Origin of the sequence: Streptomyces sp. 4F14 (assembly GCF_048159485.1) — a bacterium.
In the GTDB taxonomy this organism is placed as follows: Bacteria; Actinomycetota; Actinomycetes; order Streptomycetales; family Streptomycetaceae; genus Streptomyces.
In genome coordinates this window covers 226,594-249,071 of the sequence record NZ_JBLRVY010000012.1, presented here as the reverse complement: position 1 = coordinate 249,071, position 22,478 = coordinate 226,594, and the positions used below count along the sequence as shown (strand labels likewise).

8 protein-coding genes are annotated in these 22,478 nt (G+C 74.3%); 3 read left to right on the top strand and 5 right to left on the bottom strand.

Annotated elements, in window-relative coordinates; translation table 11 throughout:
• Positions 1-5: 5 nt before the first annotated feature.
• The 5 genes from ACLZOT_RS22735 to ACLZOT_RS22715 are packed head-to-tail and all read right to left on the bottom strand — an operon-like array spanning position 6 to position 6,640.
• On the bottom strand, positions 6-1,103 hold the full coding sequence (locus ACLZOT_RS22735) for a branched-chain amino acid aminotransferase (RefSeq protein WP_416970847.1): 1,098 nt from the start codon (positions 1,101-1,103) through the stop codon (positions 6-8).
• A complete protein-coding gene (locus ACLZOT_RS22730; RefSeq protein ID WP_416970846.1) occupies positions 1,100-1,885 on the bottom strand; it encodes a thioesterase II family protein in 786 nt (261 codons plus the stop codon). Before ACLZOT_RS22730 ends, ACLZOT_RS22735 begins: the two co-directional genes overlap by 4 nt.
• On the bottom strand, positions 1,882-3,348 hold the full coding sequence (locus tag ACLZOT_RS22725) for an AMP-binding protein (RefSeq protein WP_416970845.1): 1,467 nt from the start codon (positions 3,346-3,348) through the stop codon (positions 1,882-1,884). Before ACLZOT_RS22725 ends, ACLZOT_RS22730 begins: the two co-directional genes overlap by 4 nt.
• Positions 3,345-4,715, bottom strand: a complete 1,371-nt coding sequence (locus ACLZOT_RS22720; protein ID WP_416970844.1) for an MFS transporter — start codon at positions 4,713-4,715, stop codon at positions 3,345-3,347. Before ACLZOT_RS22720 ends, ACLZOT_RS22725 begins: the two co-directional genes overlap by 4 nt.
• Entirely contained in the window at positions 4,715-6,640 is a 1,926-nt protein-coding gene (locus tag ACLZOT_RS22715) for a condensation domain-containing protein (protein ID WP_416970843.1), read from the bottom strand. Before ACLZOT_RS22715 ends, ACLZOT_RS22720 begins: the two co-directional genes overlap by 1 nt.
• A 267-nt stretch (positions 6,641-6,907) precedes the next feature.
• Between ACLZOT_RS22715 and ACLZOT_RS22710 the strand changes: the two genes are divergently transcribed.
• The 3 genes from ACLZOT_RS22710 to ACLZOT_RS22700 are packed head-to-tail and all read left to right on the top strand — an operon-like array spanning position 6,908 to position 22,364.
• Positions 6,908-8,695, top strand: a complete 1,788-nt coding sequence (locus ACLZOT_RS22710) for an acyl-CoA dehydrogenase family protein (RefSeq protein ID WP_416970842.1) — start codon at positions 6,908-6,910, stop codon at positions 8,693-8,695.
• The gene (locus ACLZOT_RS22705; RefSeq protein ID WP_416970841.1) at positions 8,692-16,395 is read left to right on the top strand and encodes an amino acid adenylation domain-containing protein; all 7,704 of its coding nucleotides are present in this window, start codon (positions 8,692-8,694) and stop codon (positions 16,393-16,395) included. Before ACLZOT_RS22710 ends, ACLZOT_RS22705 begins: the two co-directional genes overlap by 4 nt.
• Positions 16,395-22,364, top strand: coding sequence for a type I polyketide synthase (locus ACLZOT_RS22700; RefSeq protein ID WP_416970840.1), 5,970 nt, complete (start codon positions 16,395-16,397; stop codon positions 22,362-22,364). The genes ACLZOT_RS22705 and ACLZOT_RS22700 overlap by 1 nt, the downstream gene beginning before the upstream one ends.
• Positions 22,365-22,478 lie beyond the last annotated feature (114 nt).

Sequence of the window (22,478 nt, the reverse complement as noted above, 5' to 3'; positions counted from 1 at the left end):
GGCTGTCAGGCGCCGAGGCGGCGCATCCAGCCGTGGGTGTCGGGGGTGCGGCCCGTCTGGATGTCGAGCAGGGCCTCGCGCAGGCGCGTGGTCACCGGGCCCGCTCCGCCGTCGCCGACCGTCCAGTCGCCGCCCGCGGAGCGGACCGTGCCGACCGGGGTGATGACGGCGGCGGTCCCGCAGGCGAAGACCTCGGTGATACGGCCGTCCGCGCAGCCCTGGCGCCAGTCCGCCGCGCTGATCCGGCTCTCGCGGGCCTCGTACCCGAGGTCGGCGGCGACCTGGAGGAGCGAGCCGCGGGTCACGCCGGGCAGCAGGGAACCGCTCAGCTCCGGGGTGACGATGCGGTCGCCGTACACGAAACAGAGGTTCATGCCGCCCATCTCCTCGATCCAGCGGCGCTCGATCGCGTCCAGCCAGACCACCTGGTCGCAGCCCCGCTCGGCGGCCTGGGCCTGGGCGACCAGGGAGGCGGCGTAGTTGCCGCCGCACTTGGCGGCGCCGGTGCCGCCGGGGGCGGCGCGGACGTAGTCCTCGCAGAGCCAGACCGACAGCGGCCTGACACCCTCGGGGAAGTACGCGCCCGCCGGCGAGGCGATCAGGACGAACAGGTACTCACCGGCGGGCCTGATGCCGAGGCCCGCCTCGGTCGCGATCATGAACGGGCGCAGATAGAGAGAGGTCTCCCGGCCCTCGGGCACCCAGGCGTCCTCCTGCGCGACCAGCGCGTCGAGCGCGGCGAGGAACAGGTCCTCGGGCAGCTCGGGCATCGCGAGCCTGCGGGCGGACTCCCGGAACCGGCGGGCGTTGCGCTCCGGGCGGAACACCGCCGCCGACCCGTCGGGCTGACGGAACGCCTTCAGCCCTTCGAAGATCGTCTGCGCGTAGTGCAGGGTCATGTTGGCGGGAGACAGGGACAGCGGGGCGAAGGGGACGAGCTCGGCGTCGTACCAGCCGCGTCCCTCGCTCCAGCGGACCGTCACCATGTGGTCGGTGAAGTGGCGGCCGAAGCCGGGGGCGGCCATCAGCGCCGCGCGTTCGGCGGCGGGCAGGGGACGAGAAGTCGGTTTCAGCTCGATGTGGGGGACTGCCGTTGTGGTCACTGGGGGTTCCCGGTGTGGGTGAGGGCGGGGGACTCGTGTTCCGCCAGGACGATGCGGACGACGTGCTCCAGGACGTCGTGGAGGTAGAAGTGACCGCCCTGGAAGAGGTGGGCGGCGAAGGGGCCGTCGGTCGCCTCCCGCCAGGCGCGCAGGTCGTCCGCCGGGACGAAGGGGTCGCAAAGACCGCCGAGAGCGGTGACCGGGGTCTCCAGCGGGCGGGTGCCGGGCGGCTGCCGGTGGGTCTCGGAGAGCGTGAAGTCGGCCCTGACCAGCGGCAGCATCATCGCCATCAGCTCGGGGAGCGCGAACGCCTCCTCGGGCATGCCGCCCAGGGCGCGCAGCACCTCGGTGAGGTCCCGGTCGGGGAGCAGGTGGCGGGCCGGACCCCGGTGCGGGAGATGGGGCGCGGGGCGGGCGGAGACGAACAGGTGCCGGGGGCCGGGGAGCCCCTCCTCACGCAGGCGCAGCGTGAGCGTGTGCGCGAGGAGGGCGCCCATGCTGTGCCCGAAGAACAGCGTCGGCAGGTCCAGGAGGCCGGACACCTCGGGCAGCATCCCGTCGACGACGTCCGAGGCCCGGGTCAGGGCGGGCTCCCCGGCCCGGTCCTCCCGCCCCGGCGGCTGCACCAGGCACAGTTCCAGGTCGTCGGGGAGCAGCCGCTGCCAGGGCCGGTACATCATGGCCCCGGAGCCCGCGCACGGGAAGCACACCAGCCGGCCCCTGGCCCGGGGCCGGGGAACGGGCCGCCGCACCCAGCGGCCGGCCCTCCCTGCCTCGGTCACACCGTCTCCAGTGCCTTGTAGTCGACCTTGCCCCGCACCGTCATCGGCATCGACTCGACCGGGACGAAGCGGCCCGGCACATGGTTCGCCGGCAGCGTCGCGAGCGCCGTGCCGCGCACGGCCCGCGCGTCCGCCGGGGACGCGCCGTCCGGCACGTAGTACGCCGTGAGCCCGACGACGCTGTCGAACTGGTCCCGGACCACCCGGACGGCCACCGTGCGCACGCCCGGCAGCCGGCCGAGGGCGGCCTCGACACCGTCGAGCTCGATGCGCTGGCCCCGGATCTTGACCTGCCGGTCGGTCCGCCCGACGAACCGCAGCAGACCGTCGTCACCCATGAGGCACTTGTCCCCGGTGCGGTACAGCCGGCGCACCGCACCGCCGACCTCCAGGTCGACGAACCGCTCCGCGACCAGCTCGGGACGGCCCACGTAACCCAGCGCGACCCCCGCGCCCCCGGTGTACAGCTCGCCCGCCTCGCCCGTCGGGCACTGCCTGCCGTCGCCGTCGAGGACGAAGATCTCGGTGCCGGGGACCGGGACACCGACGGGGATGCCGTGCGGGTCGTCCAGGTCGTGGCGGCGGGTGGTGTGCACGGTCGTCAGCATGCTGTTCTCGACCGGCCCGTAGGCGACGACGAGCCGGATGCCCGGGTGCTCGTCCAGGAAGCGCCCCATGTGCGGCACCGAGACGCGCTCGCCACCGGTCATCACCTGGGCGAACCCGGAGAAACAGCCGATCCCCTCGTCCACCAGCAGGTTGAACAGCGCGGTCGTGAGGAACAGGTTGTCCGCGCCGTGCTCCTCGACCATCAGGGACAGCGTGTCGGGCGTGATGTACGGCGTGTCGGTGACCAGGACGGTACCGCCGCTGAGCAGCGCGCCCCACATCTCGTAGTTGCCCATGTCCCACTGCAGCTGGGCGAGTTGCGGGACCACGGGACGGTCGGCGAAGCCGATCAGCGGCTCGGGGTGGAACATCCGGATCACGCCCCGGTGCGGGCAGAGCACCGCCTTGGGGGTGCCCGTGGTGCCGGAGGTGAACAGCAGACAGGCCGGGGCGTCGTCGTCGCCCGGCGCCGGGGCGGGCGCGTCGGGTGCGGCGAGCAGCTCCGCGAGGGACGGCGGGGACCAGGCCCCGGGCCCGTCGGCGTCGGTCACCGTGAGACGGACGGCGAGCAGCTCGGTCATCTCGGCGCGCACCTCCGCCGGCCAGCCGGGGTCGGCGACGGCGTACGCGCGCCCGGAGCGCACCACGCCCAGCAGGGCGGCGACCCGGCGTACGGACGGGGCGAGGTCGACGAAGACGACGTCGCTCGCGTCGGGCAGGGCACGCAGCCCGGCCGCGACCGCCTCCGCGGCGGCGTCGAGCTGCCGGTAGGTGAGGGTGCCGTCGGGGCCGGACACCGCGAGGTGGTCGGGGGCGGCCAGGGCGTGTTCGTGGACGAGGCTCTGGATGGTCATGCCGGGATGTGCCTTTCGTCGGCATCGGGGTCGGGGGCGGGAGGGGCCGTGGAGGCGGCGCGGGATTCGGGGGCGGGGCCGGTGTCAGGGGCGGCGTCGGCGTCGGCTTCGGGGTCGGGGTCGGGGTCGGGGTCGGGCGAGAACGTGCGGCCCGTCAGCGCGGCCACGACGAGGACCACGAGGCCGAGCGCCCCGCCGACCGCCGCGATCCAGAACGTGGTGTGCAGTCCGGTGCGCGAGGCCAGGAAGCCGCCGGTGGTCGCGCCGAGCGGGATCACCCCCCAGATCACGAACCGGATCGAGGCGTTGACCCGGCCGAGCAGCTCCTGAGGAGTGATCGTCTGGCGGAGCGTCACCTGATGGATGTTGAAGACGACGGCTCCGAACCAGGCGACGGTCATGCCCGCCAGGAAGACGGCCTCCGGCTGGGTGCCCGGAGCCAGCGGCAGCAGCGCCATCCCGCCCACGTTCGCCGCGACGGCGCCGATCAGGGTCCGCCTGACCCCGAACCGCTTGCCGATCCGGCCCGCGACGAGCGCGCCCGCCACGAACCCGGCGTTGCTCAGCCCGAGCAGCAGCCCCGCCGTCCCCGCGGACATCCCCAGCTCCCGCACGGCGTACGGGATGAGCAGGGCGTACATGATGCCGCCGGAGAAGAAGTTGAGCAGCGCCAGGCAGGCCACGAGCGGCGCGAGCGTGCGGTGCCGGAGGATCCAGCGCAGCGCGGCCGCGACCTCCGCGAACAGCCGGCGCTCGGCGGGCGCGGCCGGCGGCGCGGCCGGCCTGGCCTCGATGCGCCACAGGAAGAACGCGGACAGCAGATAGGAGACGACGTCGGCGACCAGCACCAGGGGCGCCCGCAGCCAGGAGACCAGCAGACCCGCGAGCCCCGGCCCGGCGATCTGCGCCCCGGAGCGGCTCAGCTCCAGCTTCCCGTTGGCGTCCGCGAGCCGGTCCCGCTCGACGATCTCGGGCAGGTACGTCTGATAGGCGACGTCGAAGAACACGGTCAGCGCGCCGTGCAGACAGGCCACCGCGTACAGCAGCGGCATCGAGACGGCGTCCAGGAGGAACGCGACCGGCACGGTGGCCAGGACCAGGGCGCGGCCGAGGTCGCAGACGATGAGGACCCGGCGGCGGGCGAGCCGGTCCACCCACACCCCGGCGGGCAGACCGAGCAGCAGGAACGGCAGGAACTGCGCGGTCACCAGCCCGGCGACACCGGCGTTGTCCGCGTGCAGTTCGCCGATGGCCAGCAGCGGCAGCACGATCGGGGTGATCTGGCTGCCCAGCTGGCTGATGGTCTGGCCGGCCCACAGCCGCCGGAAGTCCTGGTGCGCGGGCCCGGCGAACTTCCCGGCCCGCATCAGCGCGCGGCTTCCGGGCTGTCGCCCGACTGCCGGATACGGGCGGCCAGTTCGCCCACCGTCGGGTGCCGCAGCACCTCCAGCGCGGCGACCTGCACACCGAGGCGCTCCCCGAGCCGGGCCGCGCTGCGGATGGCGAGCATCGAGTGGCCGCCGAGTTCGAGGAAGTCGGCGTCGGGGCCGGTGACCGGCTGTCCGAGCAGCTCGCTCCAGATCTCGGCGATGACGTCCTCGATGGTCTCGGGCACGGCGGGGGCGGTCACGGTGAACTCCTCAAGGGGGGTGTCGGGGTGCTGGACGATCCAGCGCAGGGTGTCCTGGTACGAGGCCGCGAGCCGCTGCACGGTCGCCTCGTCGAACAGGTCGGTCGCGTACTCCCAGATGAGCGTGATCGACTCGCCGTGCTCGCCGTGCCCGGCCCCGAGGCCCTGTTCGAGCCGGGGGACCACGACGATGTTCATGTCGAACTTCGCCGACCCGTTCGAGATGCCCTCGGTCACCGTCATCCGTACGCCGGGCAGCGCGAGGGAGGCCAGGGGGGCGTCGTGGAAGCCGAAGCTGACCTGGAAGAAGGCGTTGCGCGAGACGTCGCGGCGGCGCTGCGAGGCGGCGAGGATCTGGTGGAAGGGCACGTCCGGGTGGGCCTGCGCCTCGACCACGGTCCGGCGGGCCGCGCGCAGCACGTCGGTGACCGGCCGCCCGGGGTCGACCTCCACCCGCATCGGGAGGTTGTTGACCAGCATCCCGATCAGCTGCTGCGTCTCGGGCAGGACCCGGTTGGCGAGGGAGCTGCCCACGCACAGGTCGCGCTGCCCCGTCAGCCGGTTCAGCTCGGCCAGCCAGCCGGAGAACAGGGTGAGGTAGAGCGAGACACCCTGCTCCCGCGCGAACGAGCGCAGCCCCGCGCCGAGTTCCGCGTCCAGCGGGATGCGCAGCGCCCGTCCCCGGTGGCTCGGCACCTCGGGCCGGGGCCGGTCCAGGGGCAGGTCGAGCGGGGCGGGCGGGGTGGCGAACCGCTCGGACCAGTACGCGAGCTGACGCTCACGGTCACCGGAGTCGAGCCGTTCGCGCTGCCAGACGGCGAGGTCGACGAAGTCGATGGCGCGCGCCTCGGTCCGCGGGGCCCGGCCGGCCTTCACGCGCCGGTAGTTCTCGGCGAGTTCCCCGAGGAACACGTTGAAGGACCAGCCGTCGTGGATCAGATGGTGCTCCACGATCATCAGGACGTGCTCACCGGCGCCGAGCCGGATCAGGTGCCAGCGCACCAGCGGCGGGCGCTCCAGGTCGAACCGCTCCGCCAGGATCTCGGCGGTCAGCGCGTCCAGCGCGTCCTGGCGGGCGTCGTCCAGGCCGCTCAGATCGGTGACGGGCAGGTCGTACGGCTCGTAGGGGTGGACCAGCTGCACCGGGGAGCCGTCGTCGGCGAGCCGGACCGAGGTACGGAAGACCTCGTGCCGCTCCATGACGGCGTTCAGCGCCGCCCGCAGAGCGTCGGTGGCCAGGTCGCCGTCGAAGTCCAGGCGGGCCTGGAAGTGGTAGCTGGAGCTGTCCGGGTGGAGCTGCTGGAGGATCCAGATCTGCTCCTGCGCCGGCGACAGCGGGGCCGGAACGCCCCGGTCCTGACGGCTCGGGCCGGCGGGCGCGGCGGGGGAGCCGGCCGCGTCCGTACGGTGCTCGTCGATCCAGGCCGCCAGCTCCCCGGGGGTCGGGTGGGCGGCGATCACCGGATACGGCACGTCGGTGCCCAGCCGCTCCTTGAGCCGGATCATCGACCGGATGGCGAGCAGCGAATGCCCGCCCCGGGAGAAGAAGTCCTCGTCAGGACCCAGGTCGTCCACGCCGAGCAGCTCCTGCCAGACCTCGATCAGCTCACGTTCCGTCGACGTGAGCGCCCGGGGCGCGCTGATCGCCTGATCAATACTCACTGCGGAATACACCTCGCTCTATTTTCGGGAATCCGGCCGGACTCGACGATAAAAGCGTGACGGCGTCCGCCGCCAGGTAATCCGCCGGGACTGGAAAAAAACGGAATCGGGTCCACGGCGCACTGCCAGATCTTCCAGTTCCACCCCGTGGACTGCGAGTTCTCCCATTGTTCGCGCCTCTGGCCTGCGGCATCGTTTCCGGAGATCGTCTTTTCCCGAAGAACTTGAAGAATCCGAATTTCGTGGACCCTGGAATAGGAGAAGGTCATGACATCCGGGCGGACTCTGCTCAGCAATCCTGATGCGCCGAGTTTTCTGGAAGAGCTGTACACCGGAAAACTCCGCTGGGACCTGCTCGACCCGTTCCCTGTCCAGGACGCGGCGGACCGGGCCGAAGGCGACCGGGCGCTGACGGAGATCACCCGGTTCCTGGACGAGTGGATCGACCCCGAGCACCTGGACGCCACCCGCGAACTGCCGGCCGGCTTCCTGCGGGAGGTACGCGAACGCGGCCTGGCCAAGCTCGGCGCGGACCCGGCGGTCGGCGGCCGAGGGCTCAGCCCCCGCAACATCTTCCGCGTGATCGGCGAGGTGGCGGCCCGTTCGCTCCCGGTCGCGCTGATCCTCGCCATCGACAACGCCATCGGCATCAGCGCCTACCTGCCGCACCTCCCCGAGGGCCCGCTGCGGGACTTCGTCCGCGACCGGGTCGCCCGGGGCTCGCTGTCGTGCACCGCGGACACCGAGCCGCGGGGCGCCGCGAACACCTCCCGCGAGACGGTCGCCGTCCCCGTGGACGACGGCGACGCCTTCCTGATCACCGGCGAGAAGGTGTTCGTGGGCAACGCGCCCGTCGCCGACGTCGTGATCATCTCGGCGACCGTCACCCAGGACGACGGCACCCCGGTACGGCGGCTGTTCTTCGCCGACACGGACACCCCCGGCCTGACCGTGCGCGCGGAGCACGAGTTCATGGGCCTCAAGGGGTTCCCCAACGGCGGCTTCACCTTCGACGCGATGCGCGTCCCCCGTACCCAGATGCTCGCCGAACCCGCCTACTCGGGCCGGATGACCCCCACCTCGACGCTGGCCACCCTGCTCGGCCGCAACTACCTGATCGCCGCCCCCTCCCTCGCCTTCGCCCGGCTCGGCACCGCCTGGTCCCGCGACTTCGCCGCCCGCCGCTCGGTCGACGGCCGGCCGCTCGCGCACTACGACGAGATCCGGCGGCTGCTGGCCGAGACCGCCGCCGACACCTTCGCCATCGACACCCTCACCAGCTGGACGATGCTGCGCCCGGGACCGGGCGGCCCCGTCAACACGGCGTTCGAGCAGCTCGCCGTCAAGAACATCAGCTCCGTCGCCGCCTGGCGGGTCCTGGACCGGACCATGTCGCTGCTGGCCGCCGAGGGCTTCGAGACCGGCCCCAGCAAGGAGCGCCGGGGCGCGGTGCCGGTACCGCTGGAGCGCGCCGTACGCGACGCGCGCGGCCTCAGGATCTCCGGCGGCGTGGACTTCCAGCTCGACTTCTGGGCCGGCCGGACCATCCTGCCCACCTACTACCCCGAGCCGCAGGTCGCGGACGACCTCGACGCCCCGGTGGACCTGACCGGCCTGGGCACCGGCCGGCTGGACGACCGCTGCGTCGAACACGCGCGGTACGCCACGGCGCAGACCAAGGAACTGGCGCGGTTCCTGCTGCGGCTGCGCGAACGGCACACGACCAGCGAGGAACTGCTCGCCCGCGAGCGGACCGTCATCTCCGTCAACCGGATCGTCAACGAGATCCTGACGATGGCCGTCGTCCTCGCCCGCGCCGCGTCCCTCGCCGACGACGGCGACCCCTCGGCGCGCGACCTCGCCGACGTCTTCTGCGCCGACGCCCGCCGCCGCGTCACCGACGCCTGGACGGCGGCCCGCCACGCGGAGAGCGGCGAGGAACCCGACCACGCGGCCGTCGCCGCCCGCCTGACGGACCCCTCCCGGCCGTCGGGCGTCTTCCACGACACCCACGCGCCCACACACTCCGGCTCCACCGAAGGGGACGCCTCGTGAGCATCGACCACGACACCAGCACCACCGGCCCCGGCCTGCCCCCTCCGGCGGCCGGACTCCTCCCGGCCGCCGGGTTCCAGGAGCGCATCTGGTTCGCCGAACGCCTCGAACCCGGCACCGGCCTCTACAACGTCCCCCTGGCCTGGCGGATCCGCCCCGCACTGGACGCCGGCGCACTCGCCCGCGCCCTGGAGGACGTGGTCGAGCGGCACGAGATCCTGCGCACCCGGTTCCTCGACGACGCGGGCGTGCTCGGCCAGGCGGTCGGGGAGCCGTGGACACCCGGGCTCCGCCAGGAGGACCTGCGCCCCCTCGCCGAGGAGGACAGGTCCCGCCGGCTGAACGCACTGCTGGAGGAGGACGCCGGACACGCCTTCGACCTCGCCGCGGGCAGGCCGCTGACCGCGTCGCTGATCCGGGTGGCCGACGACGAGCAGGTCTTCTCGCTGTGCGTCCACCACCTGGTGTGGGACGCCGGTTCCGAACAGCCCTTCCTCGACGACCTGGAGCACTTCTACCGCAGGGCGGCGGCGCCGGACCCCCGCGACCCGGACGTCACCACCACGGTCCGGGCCACCCCCCACCAGGAACGCATGGCGTTCATCGACACGTTCGAGAACGGCACCGTCTACCCCCACCCGCCCGTCTACCACAACCAGGCGGCCGTCCACCGGCTGTCCGAGACCCCCGACCCGGCCCGCCTCGACGCCCTGGCGACCGCCCTGTTCGCCCGACACGAGATCCTGCGCGCCCGGCTCGCGCAGACCCCGGACGGATTCGTGCAGCGCATCGCCGCACCGGCCCCGGTGACCGTCGACCACCTCGCCCCCGGCGCGCTCCCGGCCTGGGTGAGCCACCCCTTCGACCTCGGCACGGGCCCGGCCCTGCGGATCGCCGTACAGCCCGACGAGAACGGCGCCCTGCTCGCCCTCGTCGGCCACCAGGCGGTCGTCGACCGCACCTCCCTGGACCTCCTCATCGCCGAACTCCTCACAGGACTGGCAGAAACCGGAGCCACCCCGCCGCACCAGGCACCGTCCGAAACCGGAGCCACCCCGCCGCACCAGGCACCGTCCGAAACCGGAGCCACCCCCCTCACCGGCACCGACCACCGCTCCTGGCACCAGCGCCGCGACCCCGACCGCGCCCGCCGCGACCAGGCGTTCCTCGCCGGCCCCCTCCGGCGGACGGCCGAACCCCTGGCCCTGCCGCTGGCCCGCCCCCGCGCCGCCATCCACGTCTACGAGGAGCGGTCCGTCCCCGTCGCCCTGCCCGCCGAGGAGCGGCTGACCTCCTTCCCCGGCGCGGATCCCGGCGCGGAGGCCAGCGCCGAGGCCCTCCTCCTGGCCGCCTTCACCGCCACCCTCAGCTGGTACTCCGGCCAGCGCGACCTGGTCGTCGGCCTCACCCACGACCTGCGCGGCGAAGCGGACCGCACGACGGTCGGCCCCCTGACGAACCTCCTGCCCCTGCGTCTCGACGTCCCGCCGGACCGCCCCTTCCACACCTGGACCGGCGAGGTCGCCACCCGCCTCGGCGAAGCCCGCGCCCACGGCACGGCCCTCTTCGAGGACGTCGTCCTGGACGTCGCCCCCGGCAAGGACATGAGCCGCACCGCCCTGTTCGACGTCCTCTTCCAGTACCGCCCCCGCGCCCCGCACGCCGCCCCCGCCGAACTCGTCACCGGCGAGGGCAAGTACGACCTGCACCTCTTCGTGGAGTCAGGACCCGGCGGCCACACCGCCCGCCTGCTCTACAACGCCCTGTACTTCGACGAGTGGCAGCTGACCGCGCTGGCCACCCACCTCACCCGGCTCCTGGAACAGGTCACGGCCGACCCCGCCCGCCCGGTGGACGACCTCGAACCCCTCACCGACGACGAACGCCGCACCCAGCTGGAGCGCTGGAACGACACGGCCGCCCACTACCCCGACACCACCCTGCACGCCCTCATCCACGAGGCGGCCGAGGCCCGCCCCGACGCCGTCGCCGTCACCGACGGGGACCAGCACCTGACGTACGGCGAACTGACCGCCGACGCCGACGCGATGGCCCGCGCCCTGGCCGCCAGAGGCGTACGGCCCGGCGAGTTCGTCGCGCTCTTCCTCGACCGGGGGGCCGACCAGGTCCGCGCCATGCTGGGCGTCCTCGCCTCCGGCGGCGCCTACCTGCCGCTGGACCCCGGCGCCCCGGCGGCCCGTACGGAGCTGATCGTCGAGGACTCCGGGACCCGCCTGATCATCGTGAACGACCCCGCCGCCCGCGCCAAGGCCCGCTCCCTGGCCCACGGCGCCGAGGTCCTCGACCTGGCCGAACTGCTGCGCGTCGGCACCCAGCCCGCCGCCCCGACACCCCCGGACACGACGCCCGGGGACACCGCGTACGTCATCTACACCTCCGGCACCACGGGCCGCCCCAAGGGCGTGCCGATCACCCACCGCAACGTGGTCCGGCTGCTCACCAACGACCGCTTCCCGTTCGCCTTCGGCCCGGACGACGTGTGGAGCTTCTTCCACTCCTACGCCTTCGACTTCTCCGTGTGGGAGGTCTTCGGCTGCCTCGCCCACGGCGGCCGCCTCGTCGTGATCGGCAAGGACGCGGCCCGCGACGTCAGCCGCTTCACCGACGTCGTACGCCGCGAGGGCGTCACCGTCCTGAACCAGACGCCCAGCGCGTTCGCCGAGTTCGTCCGGCACGGCCGCGAGCGGAACGTGACCCTCCCGCGCCTGCGGTACGTCGTCTTCGGCGGGGAGAAACTCCAGCCCGGGACCCTCGCCGACTGGCACCGCGCCCACCCGCGGGCCGAACTGGTCAACATGTACGGCATCACCGAGATCACCGTGCACGCCACCGTCCACCGGCTGACCGACCAGGACATCGCCGGGGACGTGAGCAACGTCGGCGTCCCGCTGCCCACCGGCAGCCTGCGCGTCCTGGACCGGCACACCGGGCGGCGGCTGCTGCCCGTCGGCGCGGTGGGGGAGCTGTACATCGGCGGCGACGGGGTCACCCCCGGCTATCTGAAGCGCCCCGAGCTGAACGCCCAGCGGTTCGTGCTCGACCCGTTCGGCGGCGGCCGGCTGTTCCGCAGCGGGGACCTCGCACGCCATCTCCCGGACGGCACCGTCGAGTTCGTCGGCCGCGCCGACGCGCAGATCAAACTGCGGGGCTACCGCGTCGAGCCCGGCGAGATCGAGACCGCGCTCGCCACGCACCCGGCGGTCGCCGAGGCCGTCGTCCTGCTGGAGGGCGGCAGCGAAGGCCGCCTGGTGGCGTACGTGCGGCTCGGCCAGGAGGGGGCCGTCTCCTCCGAGCTGCGCGGCCACCTCGCCGAACGGCTGCCGGAGTACATGCTGCCGGCCGCGTTCAGGACCGTGCCGCGCTTCCCGCTCACGGTCAACGGCAAGGTCGACACCGCCGCCCTCGCCGGACTCGGCGAACCACTCGACGGCGCGACCGGGCAGACGGTCGAGCTGACCGCCACCGCGAGCGAACTCGCCGCGATCTGGCGGGAGTTGCTGAACGTGGAGACGCTCACCGCGGCCTCCTCGTTCTTCGAGGTCGGCGGACACTCCCTGCTGGCGACCCGGCTCGTCGGCCGGGTGAGCGAGCGGTTCGGCGTGACGCTGAAACTGCGGGAGGTCTTCGAGTACCCCGCCCTCCAGGACCTCGCCGACCGGATCGACTCCCACCGCGAGACCACCGGAGGGACCGTCGCCGCCCTCCCGCCGGGCGCCGAACCCGCCTCCGACTTCCAGCGCCGGGCCTGGCTCGCCGAACGCGGCGGCGACTCCGGGCTCTACCAGGTCCACCTGGTGTGGCGGGTGACCGGCACCCTGGACCGCCAGGAACTCGCCGACGCGCTGGCCCGGGTGGTGTCCCGCCACGAGATCCTGCGGACCCGCTTCGTGGAACACCTCGGCCAGGTCCACCAGGTGGTCGGCGCCCCCTGGACACCCCAGGTGACCACCGAGGACGCCACCGCGTACGGCCCCGAGGGCGCCGAGCGGTGGGCCACCGAGTGGATCCGCCGGGAGACCGCGCAGCCCTTCGACCCCGCCTCGGGCCGGATGCTGCGCGCGACCCTCTCCCGGCTCTCCGACGACGAGCAGATCCTCGCCCTGTGCGTGCACCACCTGGCCTTCGACGGCGAGTCCGTCCCGGTGCTGCTGCGCGACCTGGCCGCCTGCTACGGATCCGACGGCTCCACCCTCCCCGCACCCGTCCAGTACCGCGAGTTCGCGGCCCGGCGCGCGGCCCGAGGCACGGTTCCCGAGGAGGCCGTCGAACGCCTCGCGGGCGCCCCCGCCTACCCCGACATCACCCCGCCCGTGCCCGCCGAACCCCACGGCTACATCCCGCTGCGGCTCCCCGCCGACCTGCTGGAGCGGCTGCGCCCCGTCCAGTCGAGCCATCGGGCCACCTGGTTCACCGTGGTGACGACCGCCCTGGCGGCCGTACTGCACCGCTGGACGGCGGCCGACGACCTGACCATCGGCACCCCCGTCGCCCTGCGCGAGGGCCCCGGCGCGGCCGACGTCGTCGGACCCTGCCTCAACACCCTGGTGCTGCGCTCCCGGACGACCGGAGAGACGACGCTCGGCGACCTGCTGAGCGGCCTGCGCGAGAGCGTCTTCGACGCGATGGCCGGACAGGGCGTCCCCTTCGACACTCTCGTCGAACGCCTCGACCCGCCGCAGCGGCCCGGCTGGACGCCGTACGCGGACGTCAGCGTCAACGTGAACGCCGCGCCGTCCGCCGGCACCCCCCTCGGCGACGCCGAACTGCGGCAGCTGCTCCCCGAGGACTTCTGGGCCCACGAGGCCAAACTCGCCCTCACGCTCACCCTGTTCGCCGGTGACGGCCCCCTGCGCGCCCTGCTGTCCTACCGGGGCGACAGGTTCCGCCGCACGGACGCCCAGCACATCGCCGACGAGATGAGCGCGCTGCTGGCCGACTTCGCCGACCGGCTCACGGAACCGGTCCGCCCCGACGGCACGGACACCGCCCCCGAACTGCCCCCTGCCGTCCAGTACCGGACGTACATCGACGCGCAGCGCGCCAAGGCGGCCGGCGCCGAGGGCCGGGAGTTGGTGGACTGGTGGGCCGACCGGCTCACCGGCGCCCCCGCCTACCCGGCGCTCGGCCCGGTGCCCGCGCCCGGACCGCACGGCGTCGTACCGCTGCCCTTCGCCCCGGACCTGCTGGCCAAGGTCACCGCGGTGGGCACCCGGTACCGCACGAGCTGGTTCACGGTGGTCGCCACGGCGCTCGCCGCGGTCATGCACCGCTGGACCGGGCAGGACGACCTCACCATCGGCACCCCGGTCGGCAACCGCGACGCCTCCCTGTCCCGGGTGATCGGCCCGTGCATGAACACCGTCGCCCTGCGGTCCGCGCTCCCCGACGACCTCACCCTCGGCGGCCTCCTCGACCGGATGCGGGACACCGTCCTCGACACCCTCGACCGGCACGACGTGGCCTTCGAGTCGGTCGTCGACCGGCTCAACCCGCCCCGCAGGCCCGGCTGGACGCCCTACCTGGACGTCACCCTCAGCACCCTCGGCGGCGCACCGGCCCGGGAGTTCGCGGGCGCCGGCCTCACCCCGCTGGCCCCACCGTCCGCACAGGCGGGCGAGGCCGTCAAGTACGGGCTGCTGTTCGGCGTCCGCGTCACCGGCGACCGCATCGAGGGCACCCTCAGCCACCGGGGCGACCGGATCGGCGAGGTTGACGCGCGCCGCCTGGCTCGGCTGCTCGCCCGCGTCCTGGACCGCTTCGCCGACCAGCTCGACCACCCCGTGAGCACCCTGGACCTGATGGACGACGAGGAGCGCACCGCCCTCGCGGCCCACGAGTCGGGCCCCGCACCCCACCCGCCGACCACCGTGCCCGCCCTCCTCGCCCGCCACCTGACCGAACGGCCGCACGCACCCGCCCTGGAGACCGACACCACCACCCTCACCTACACGGACCTCCTCACCCGCGCCGGAGCACTCGCCGAAGAGCTGAAGCCGTACGCGGGCGGCCCGGACCCCGTCGTGGCGGTACTGCTCGACCGGAGCGCCGACTACGTCGTGGCGATGCTCGCCGCCTGGCTCGCGGGCTGCGCCTACTGCCCGATCGACCCCGCCTACCCGGTGGACCGGATCGAGTACGTCCTCGGCGACCTCGGCACCCACGTCGTGGTCACCGACCCACGGCTCGGCGTCGACCTCGGCCGGCTCCCGGTGCCCCACATCGACGTGACACGCGCCCGCGCGGACGCCGGCCCGCCCCGGATCCCCCTGCCCGACCCCGCCGACATCGCCTACGTCCTGTACACCTCCGGCACCACGGGCCGCCCCAAGGGCGCCGCCGTCACCCACGGCGGGCTCGCCCAACTGTGCCTGTGGAAACAGGACTTCCTGGACCTGGGCCCCGACGACCGGGTCAGCCACGGCGTCAGCGTCGGCTTCGACGTGGCCCAGGCCGAGGTGTGGCCCGCGCTCGCCGCGGGCGCGGTGCTCCTGCCGTACGAACAGCCCCTGAACCCCGACTCCTTCGCGACCTGGCTCGACGAACGGCGCGTCAGCGTCGCCTGGGCGGCCACCCCCGTCGCCGAACTGATCTGGTCGCTGGGGCACGAACTGCCCCGGCTGCGCCAGCTGATCGTCGGCGGCGCCGCCATCACCACCCTGCCCGCGACCCGTCCCGGCTACCGGATCCTGAACGCGTACGGCCCCACCGAGGCCACCGTGTTCGTCGGCACCCACCAGGTCGACGTCGACGCCCCCGTGCCGCTGAGCCGGATCGGCGTCCCCGTGACGGGCGCACGGCTGTACGTCCTCGACACCGAGGGCAAACGCTGCCCGGCCGGTGTCCCCGGGGAGATCTGCATCGGCGGCACCCCGCTGGCCGCGGGCTACTGGCGCCACCCCGAACTGACCGCGCGGGCGTTCCGCGCCGTCGACCCCGACGGGCGCCCCGAACCCGTCTACCGCACCGGCGACCTCGGCCGCTGGCTGCCCGACGGCACCCTCGACTACCTCGGCCGCCTCGACCGGCAGGTCAAGGTACGCGGACAGCGCGTCGAACCGGCCGAGATCGAACACCACCTGCGCCGGGCCCCGGACGTCGCGCACGGCGCCGTCCGCGCCTTCCCCGGCGAGGCCGCCGAACTCGTCGGCTACGCCGTGCCCGTCGACGGCCGGCGCCTCGACCCGGCGCTGATCCTCGGCGAACTGCGCGGCCGGCTCCCCCGGTTCATGGTCCCCGACGTGATCCTCGAACTGCCCGAACTGCCCCGCACGGCCCACGGCAAGGTCGACTACGGCGCCCTGCCCCGCCCCGACCGGACCGCCCTCCTCGGCGAGGCGCCCCGCGAACTGCCGCGCACCGAACTGGAACAGCGCGTCGGCGCCGCCTGGCGCGCGGTGCTGCGCACACCGCAGGTCGGCGTCCACGACAACTTCTTCGACCTCGGCGGCAACTCCCTGCTCCTCGCCGCCCTGCACGGCCGGCTGCGGGCGGAGCTGAGGCCGGACCTGCCCATGCACTGGCTGTTCGAGCACCCCACGGTCCACTCGATGGCCACCGCGCTGGGCGGCGGCAGCAGCGCCGCCGACGACGGCGTACGCACCATCGCGCACCGGGCCGCCGCCCGCCGCGGCCGCGCGGCCCGCACCCGCCCGCGCCGACAGAACCAGGAGGAGAACTGATGAGTGACGCGTTCACCGAGGACCAGACCGATGCGACCGGTGAGGCGGACGAGGAACGGATCGCCATCGTCGGGATGGCCTGCCGCTACCCCGGCTCCGCCGACGTGTCCGCGTTCTGGGAGAACCTGCGCAAAGGCGCCGACGGCATCTCCCGGTTCACCGTCGACGAGCTGACGGCCGCCGGAGTCGCCGAGGAGGTCGCCCGGCACCCCGACTACGTGCCCGCGCGGGGCGTCCTGCCCGGCGGCGACCTGTTCGACTGGTCCCTGTTCGGCTACAGCCCCGGCGAAGCCGCGCGGATGGACCCCCAGCAACGCGTCTTCCTGGAGACGGCGTTCACCGCCCTGGAGGACGCCGGCCTCGACACCCGCCGCGCCGACACCTGGATCGGCGTGTACGCCGGCTGCGACGTCCCGCGCGCCGACTTCGAGACCGACGAGGACCTGGCGACCGAGATGCTGGCCAGGGACAAGGACTTCCTGGCCACCCGGGTCGCCTACAAACTGGGGCTGCGCGGACCGGCGATGACCGTCCAGACGGCGTGCTCGACCTCCCTGGTCGCCACCCATCTCGCCGTACAGAGCCTGCTCGACCACGAGTGCGACGCGGCGCTGGCCGGCGGGGTGTCCCTGCGGCTGCCCCTGGCCGGCGGCTACCGCTACCGCAGCGGCGGCATCGCCTCGCCGGACGGCCGCTGCCGCCCGTTCGACGCCGCCGCCGACGGCACCGTGCCGTCCAACGGCGTCGGGATCGTCGTCCTCAAACGCCTGTCGGACGCGGTGCGCGACGGCGACCGGATCGTCGCGGTGCTGCGCGGGTCCGCCCTCAACAACGACGGCAGCGAGAAGATCGGCTACACCACGCCCTCGGTGCCCGGCCAGCGCGAGGTGATCGCCCTGGCCCACGAGCGGGCGGGCATCAGCTCGGACGACATCAGCTACGTCGAGGCCCACGGCACCGGCACCGCGGTCGGCGACCCGGTCGAACTGGCCGGGCTGAAGGCCGCGTTCGCCGATACAGCCGACACAGCGCACACCGGGACCCGTCCGGAGCGCTGCTGGCTCGGCGCGGTCAAGAGCAACATCGGCCACACGGGCTCCGCCGCCGGGGTCGCCGGGATCATCAAGACCGCCCTGATGCTGCACCACCGCACCCTCGTCCCCACCGCCCACTTCGAGGAGCCCGCCGCAGCGCTGTCCGACAGCCCCTTCCAGGTCTGCCGGGAGACCGGGCCCTGGCCGGGCGAGGGCCCGCTGTTCGCCGGCGTGAGCTCCTTCGGCATCGGCGGGACCAACGCGCACATCGTGCTGGAGAGCCCGCCACCGCCCCCCGGCCGGGCACCGGAGCGGGTCCCGGCCACGCCCCGGCTGCTGCCCCTGTCCGCGCCCACCGAGGCCGGCCTCGACCGGCTGCGCGACAGCCTCGCCGAACGCCTCGCCGCCCCCGACGCCCCGCGCCTGGACGACACGTCGTGGACCCTGGCGACCGCACGGCGCCGCTTCCCGGTCCGGGTGGCGCACGTCGTGACCGACGCCGGCGAGAACTGGGACGCGCTGCGCGGCACCGCCGTAGCCGTCCGCGCCCCGCAGAGCCCCGAAGCCGCCCGGCAGGCCGGGATCGTCATGACGATGCCGGGCCAGTCCGTCCTGCGGGCGGGTTCCGGACGCGCCGCGCACGCCCTGCTGCCCCGCTTCCGCACGGCCTTCGACCGGGTCCGCGAGGAGGCCCTCGACCGGTTCGGCATCGACGTCGCCACCGGCCTCGACCCCGCCGCCGACCCCGGCTGGCTCGACGACACCCGCAACCAGCAGGTCGCCCTCCTCGCGCTCGGCCACGCCCTCGCCGAGCAGTTCGCCGCCTGGGACATCCGGCCGACCGCCCTGCTCGGCAACAGCAGCGGCGAGTACGTCGCCGCCACCATCGCCGGCCTGTGGGACCTGAGCGACGCCCTGACCGTCGTCCACACGCGCGGCCAGGCCATGGCGGAGGCCCCCGAGGGACGGATGATCGCCGTCTCGATGAGCCCCGAGCGGGCCGCCGAGCTCGCCGCACGGCACGACGGGGTCGGCGTGGCCGTCGACGCGCCCGGACACGTGATCGTCTCCGGGCGGGTCGCGGCGGCCGAGGCGTTCACCGCCGACCTGGAGCGCCAGGGCATCGAGTTCACCGTCCTGCGCGCCCCCCTCGCCTCGCACTCCGCCGTCATGGCGGACGCGGCGGACGCCATGCGCGCGGTCCTCGCCGGCGTCACCACCCACCCCCTGCGCGTCCCGGTCGTCTCCAACGTCACCGGCGACCGGCTGACCGACGAACAGGCCGCCGACCCCGGCTACTGGGCGGCCCACCTGTGCACGACCGTCCAGCTCACCCGGGGCATCGGCACCCTGCTCGACGGCCCGTCGGCCCTGGCCCTGGAACTCGGACCCGGCACCACCATGAGCCGCTTCCTGCGCGCGCACCCCGCCTGGGAGGGCGACCGCACGGCCGTCCCCACCCTCGGACGCGTCGCCGCCCAGGAGGAGGCCAGCCTCCTGGGCGCCGTCGGACGCCTCTGGGAACGCGGACTCGAACCGGCATGGACCGACCTGTTCACCGGCACACCCCGGCGTACGGCGCTCCCGCCCGTCCCGCTCGACTCCCGGGACCTGCCCGCGTCCGGCCGCCGCAGGACGGTCACGCCCCCGCCCCGGCAGGACGGGCCGGCGCTGCTGGGCCGGCCGCGCTGGACGCAGACCCAGGGACGGGCGGCGCAGCGGTACGACGTGCTGCTGCTGGTGGGGGAGACGGACGAGCCCGGACCGGTCGTCGAGAGCCTGCGCGCGCCGGACGCCGACCGGCGGCGCACGGATTGGGGCGACGCCGAGACGGCCCTGTCCGCTCTGCCGACGGGGGGCGCGGTCGTGGCCGTCCTGCCGGCACAGGAGGAACCCGGCGTGCTGGAGGCGGTGACCCGGCTGGCGCGGGCCGCCGCGGAGCGTTCCGTGCCGCTGCTGGTCCTCGGGCGCGGTGTCGCCGAGGTGCTGGACGGGGAGCGGGTGCGCTCCGACGCAGGGGCGCTCACCGCGTGGGCCGGGACCGGGCGCGTGGTCCTGCTCGACCTGGGACCCGCCGACGGGCCGGCGCCGAGCGGCGCTCCGGAGGTGCGGGGCGAGCGCGGGCTGTACGCCTGGCGCGGGGGGCGCTGGTGGCACTCCGAGGCACCCTCGTTGACGCCGTCGCCGGTGCCCGCGGGCGGCGCCGGGCGGCTGGCGATCGGCGTGGACGGGGTGCCCGGCGTGCGGGCACTCGTCCGTGACCTCGCGGCGAGCGGCACGGACATCGGCGCCTTCGCCGAGGCGCCCCGTCCCGACGACCGGCGTGAGCGCCTTCCCTCGGTCGCCGCCGGGCTCGCACCCGTACCGGCCTGGGCCGACACCGGCAGGCTGTCCGCCCACCCCGCGCTCGGCGCGTCCCTCGACCGGTTCTGCGCCGGCCTGATCGGACGGTTCCTGCTGTCGGCGGGCGGCGTCTCTCCCGGCGAGACGGTCGACGCCGACGAGCTGAGCCGACGCCTCGACCCGCAGGGCAGGCTGCCCCGGTACACGGACATGCTGCTCGGCGTCCTGAAGGACGAGGGCTGGCTCGAACCGGGTCCGGCACCGCGCCTGGCCGACGACTTCGCGGACCGGGTGTCCCGGGCCCTCGCGGACGGCGGGACCCTGGCCGAACTCCCCGGCCTGCGCCGTCTCGTGGAGCACTGCGTGGCCGCGCTGCCGGACGTCTTCGCCGGCACCCGCACCCCGCTCTCCGTCCTCTACCCGGACGGCAGGCCCGACTTCCTGCGCGACCACATGGGCGACAACCGGATCGTCGTCGGCGACTCGGCGGCCTGCCTCGACTCGCTGGTCCAGGCGATCCGGGCGCTGCCCGTGGACGCGCGGCGCCCGCTCAGCATCCTCGAAGTGGGGGCAGGCGAGGCCGGGTTCGCGCGGCGCCTGCTGGACGGCTGGGACGCCCGCGACCACGTGTCGTACCACGTGACCGACGTGAGCCCGCTCCTCGTCCGCCGGGCCCGCGAACGCTACGCGGACGCCGCCGGGATGTCCTTCACCGTCTACGACGTCACCCGCGACCCGCTCGAACAGGGGCTGGCACCGGGGACGTACGACCTCGTCGTCGCCTACAACTCGCTGCACGTCGCGCCCGACGTCCGCGACGCCGTCCGGCAGCTGCGCCGGCTGCTGAGCGACGACGGGTCCCTGTGCCTCGTCGAGATCACCTCGCCCAGCCGCTGGGAGCACCTCGTCTGGGGGCTGGCACCGGGCTGGTGGGACTACCGGGACGACCTGCGCACCGACTCGGTCCACCTGGACCGCGAGAGCTGGCTCACGGCTCTGCGGGACGGGGGGTTCGACGAGGTGACCTGTCTGCCGGCCGACGGACCGGCCGACCACACGCTGCTGGTGGCCGGGGGAGCCGGGGGGCACGGGACGGACGCCCTCGCGGAGTTGGTGCGGCGGGCCGAGGGGGGCGACACGCTGATCCACGTGGTGGAGCCGTCGGCATCGGCATCGGCATCGGCGGAGGGGCTCGGCTCGGCGTTCACCGGGGATTCCCGGGCACTGCTGGTCAGCGTCGACCCGCCCGGCCCGGACACCGTCGAGGGCGTCCTCGCCGAGCAGCGGCGCCGTTCCTTCGACCCACCGCCGGACGGCTCGGCCGGCTGGCGGCACGTGGAGGTCCCGCGCCTCGACGCGGCGACGCTCGCCGCGCTGCCCGCCCTGGCCGCCGACGAGACGCTGCCGCCGGTGCTGCGGATGGTCCGGCCCGGAACCCGGCCCGTCGGACCGGCGGTACGGGAGGCCGCGGCCGAGGCCCCGGCGCCGGACCAGCGCCCTCCGGCCACCGAAGCCCGCTGGACCGATCCGGCGTCGGTGGCGCTGGACGAGGTGTGGCGGGACCTCCTCGGCACACCGGCGACCGGCGAGGGCGACGACTTCTTCGCGCTGGGCGGGGACTCGCTGATGGCCGTGCACTTCGTCAGCCGGGTGCGGGAACGCACCGGCGTGGCCCTGCCGTTGACCGCGTTCGCGGAGTCGGCGACGTTCGGGGAGCTGAGCGCGCTGCTGCGGGCGGGGACGGGGGCGAGGGCAGGGGGACCGGCGCCGTCCGTCCGGTCCCGGCCGCAGGCGCCGGCCGGGCGGGAGGAAGGGCGGACGCGGGAGCGGGAGCAGATACGGGACCGGGAGCCGGAGCGGAGGCCGGGGGAACCGATCCCCGACCTGATGCCCCTGCGCAGCACCGGCACCCGCCCCCCGCTCTTCCTGGCCGCACCCGCGGTCGGCAGCTCCCTCTGCTACCGCACCCTCGCCCAGCGGCTCGGCGACGACCAGCCCTGCTACGGCATCGAGTCCCCGCTGATGCGCGAGGACTTCACGGGCTCACGGATCGAGGACGTGGCCGCGCACCACGTGGACGTGATCCTGCGGGCCCGGCCCGAGGGGCCCTACCGGGTGGGCGGCTGGTCGGTGGGCGCGATGGTGGCCCACGAGGTGGCACGCCGGCTGATCGAGGCCGGCCACACGGTCGACCTCGTCCTGGGCATCGACGGCTATCCCGTCGACACCCACGGCCGCCCCCAATACACCGTCCCGGCCCTGCTCGCCCAGGGCCTGCGCTACCAGGCACAGGCCGCCCTGGGCCGCCGCCCGGACATCCAGCGCATGGGCGGCGACCAACGCCTCTACCGCCGCGCCTTCCAGCGCAACGTCCGCGCGATGCTCCGCCACGCACCCCGCCCGGTGCCCTGCGACGCCGTCGTCTTCAAGGCCGGCGCCGACCCGGCGGCGGCCGACCGTGTACGCGACCGCATCGGCTCCCTCTACGCCGGCACGCTCGACATCCACCCGTCCCCCGGCACCCACTTCACCATCCTGAACGACCCCCATGTGACCGAGGTCGCCGACCGGCTCACCACCCGGCTGACCTGAGGCCCGCGTCCGGCGGGCGGCGACCGCTCCCGCCTCCCGCCGGACGCCACCCCCTTGGCGTCGACCACACGCGCAACCACGCGACGTATGCCTAACGTGACCGATGGTGATCAA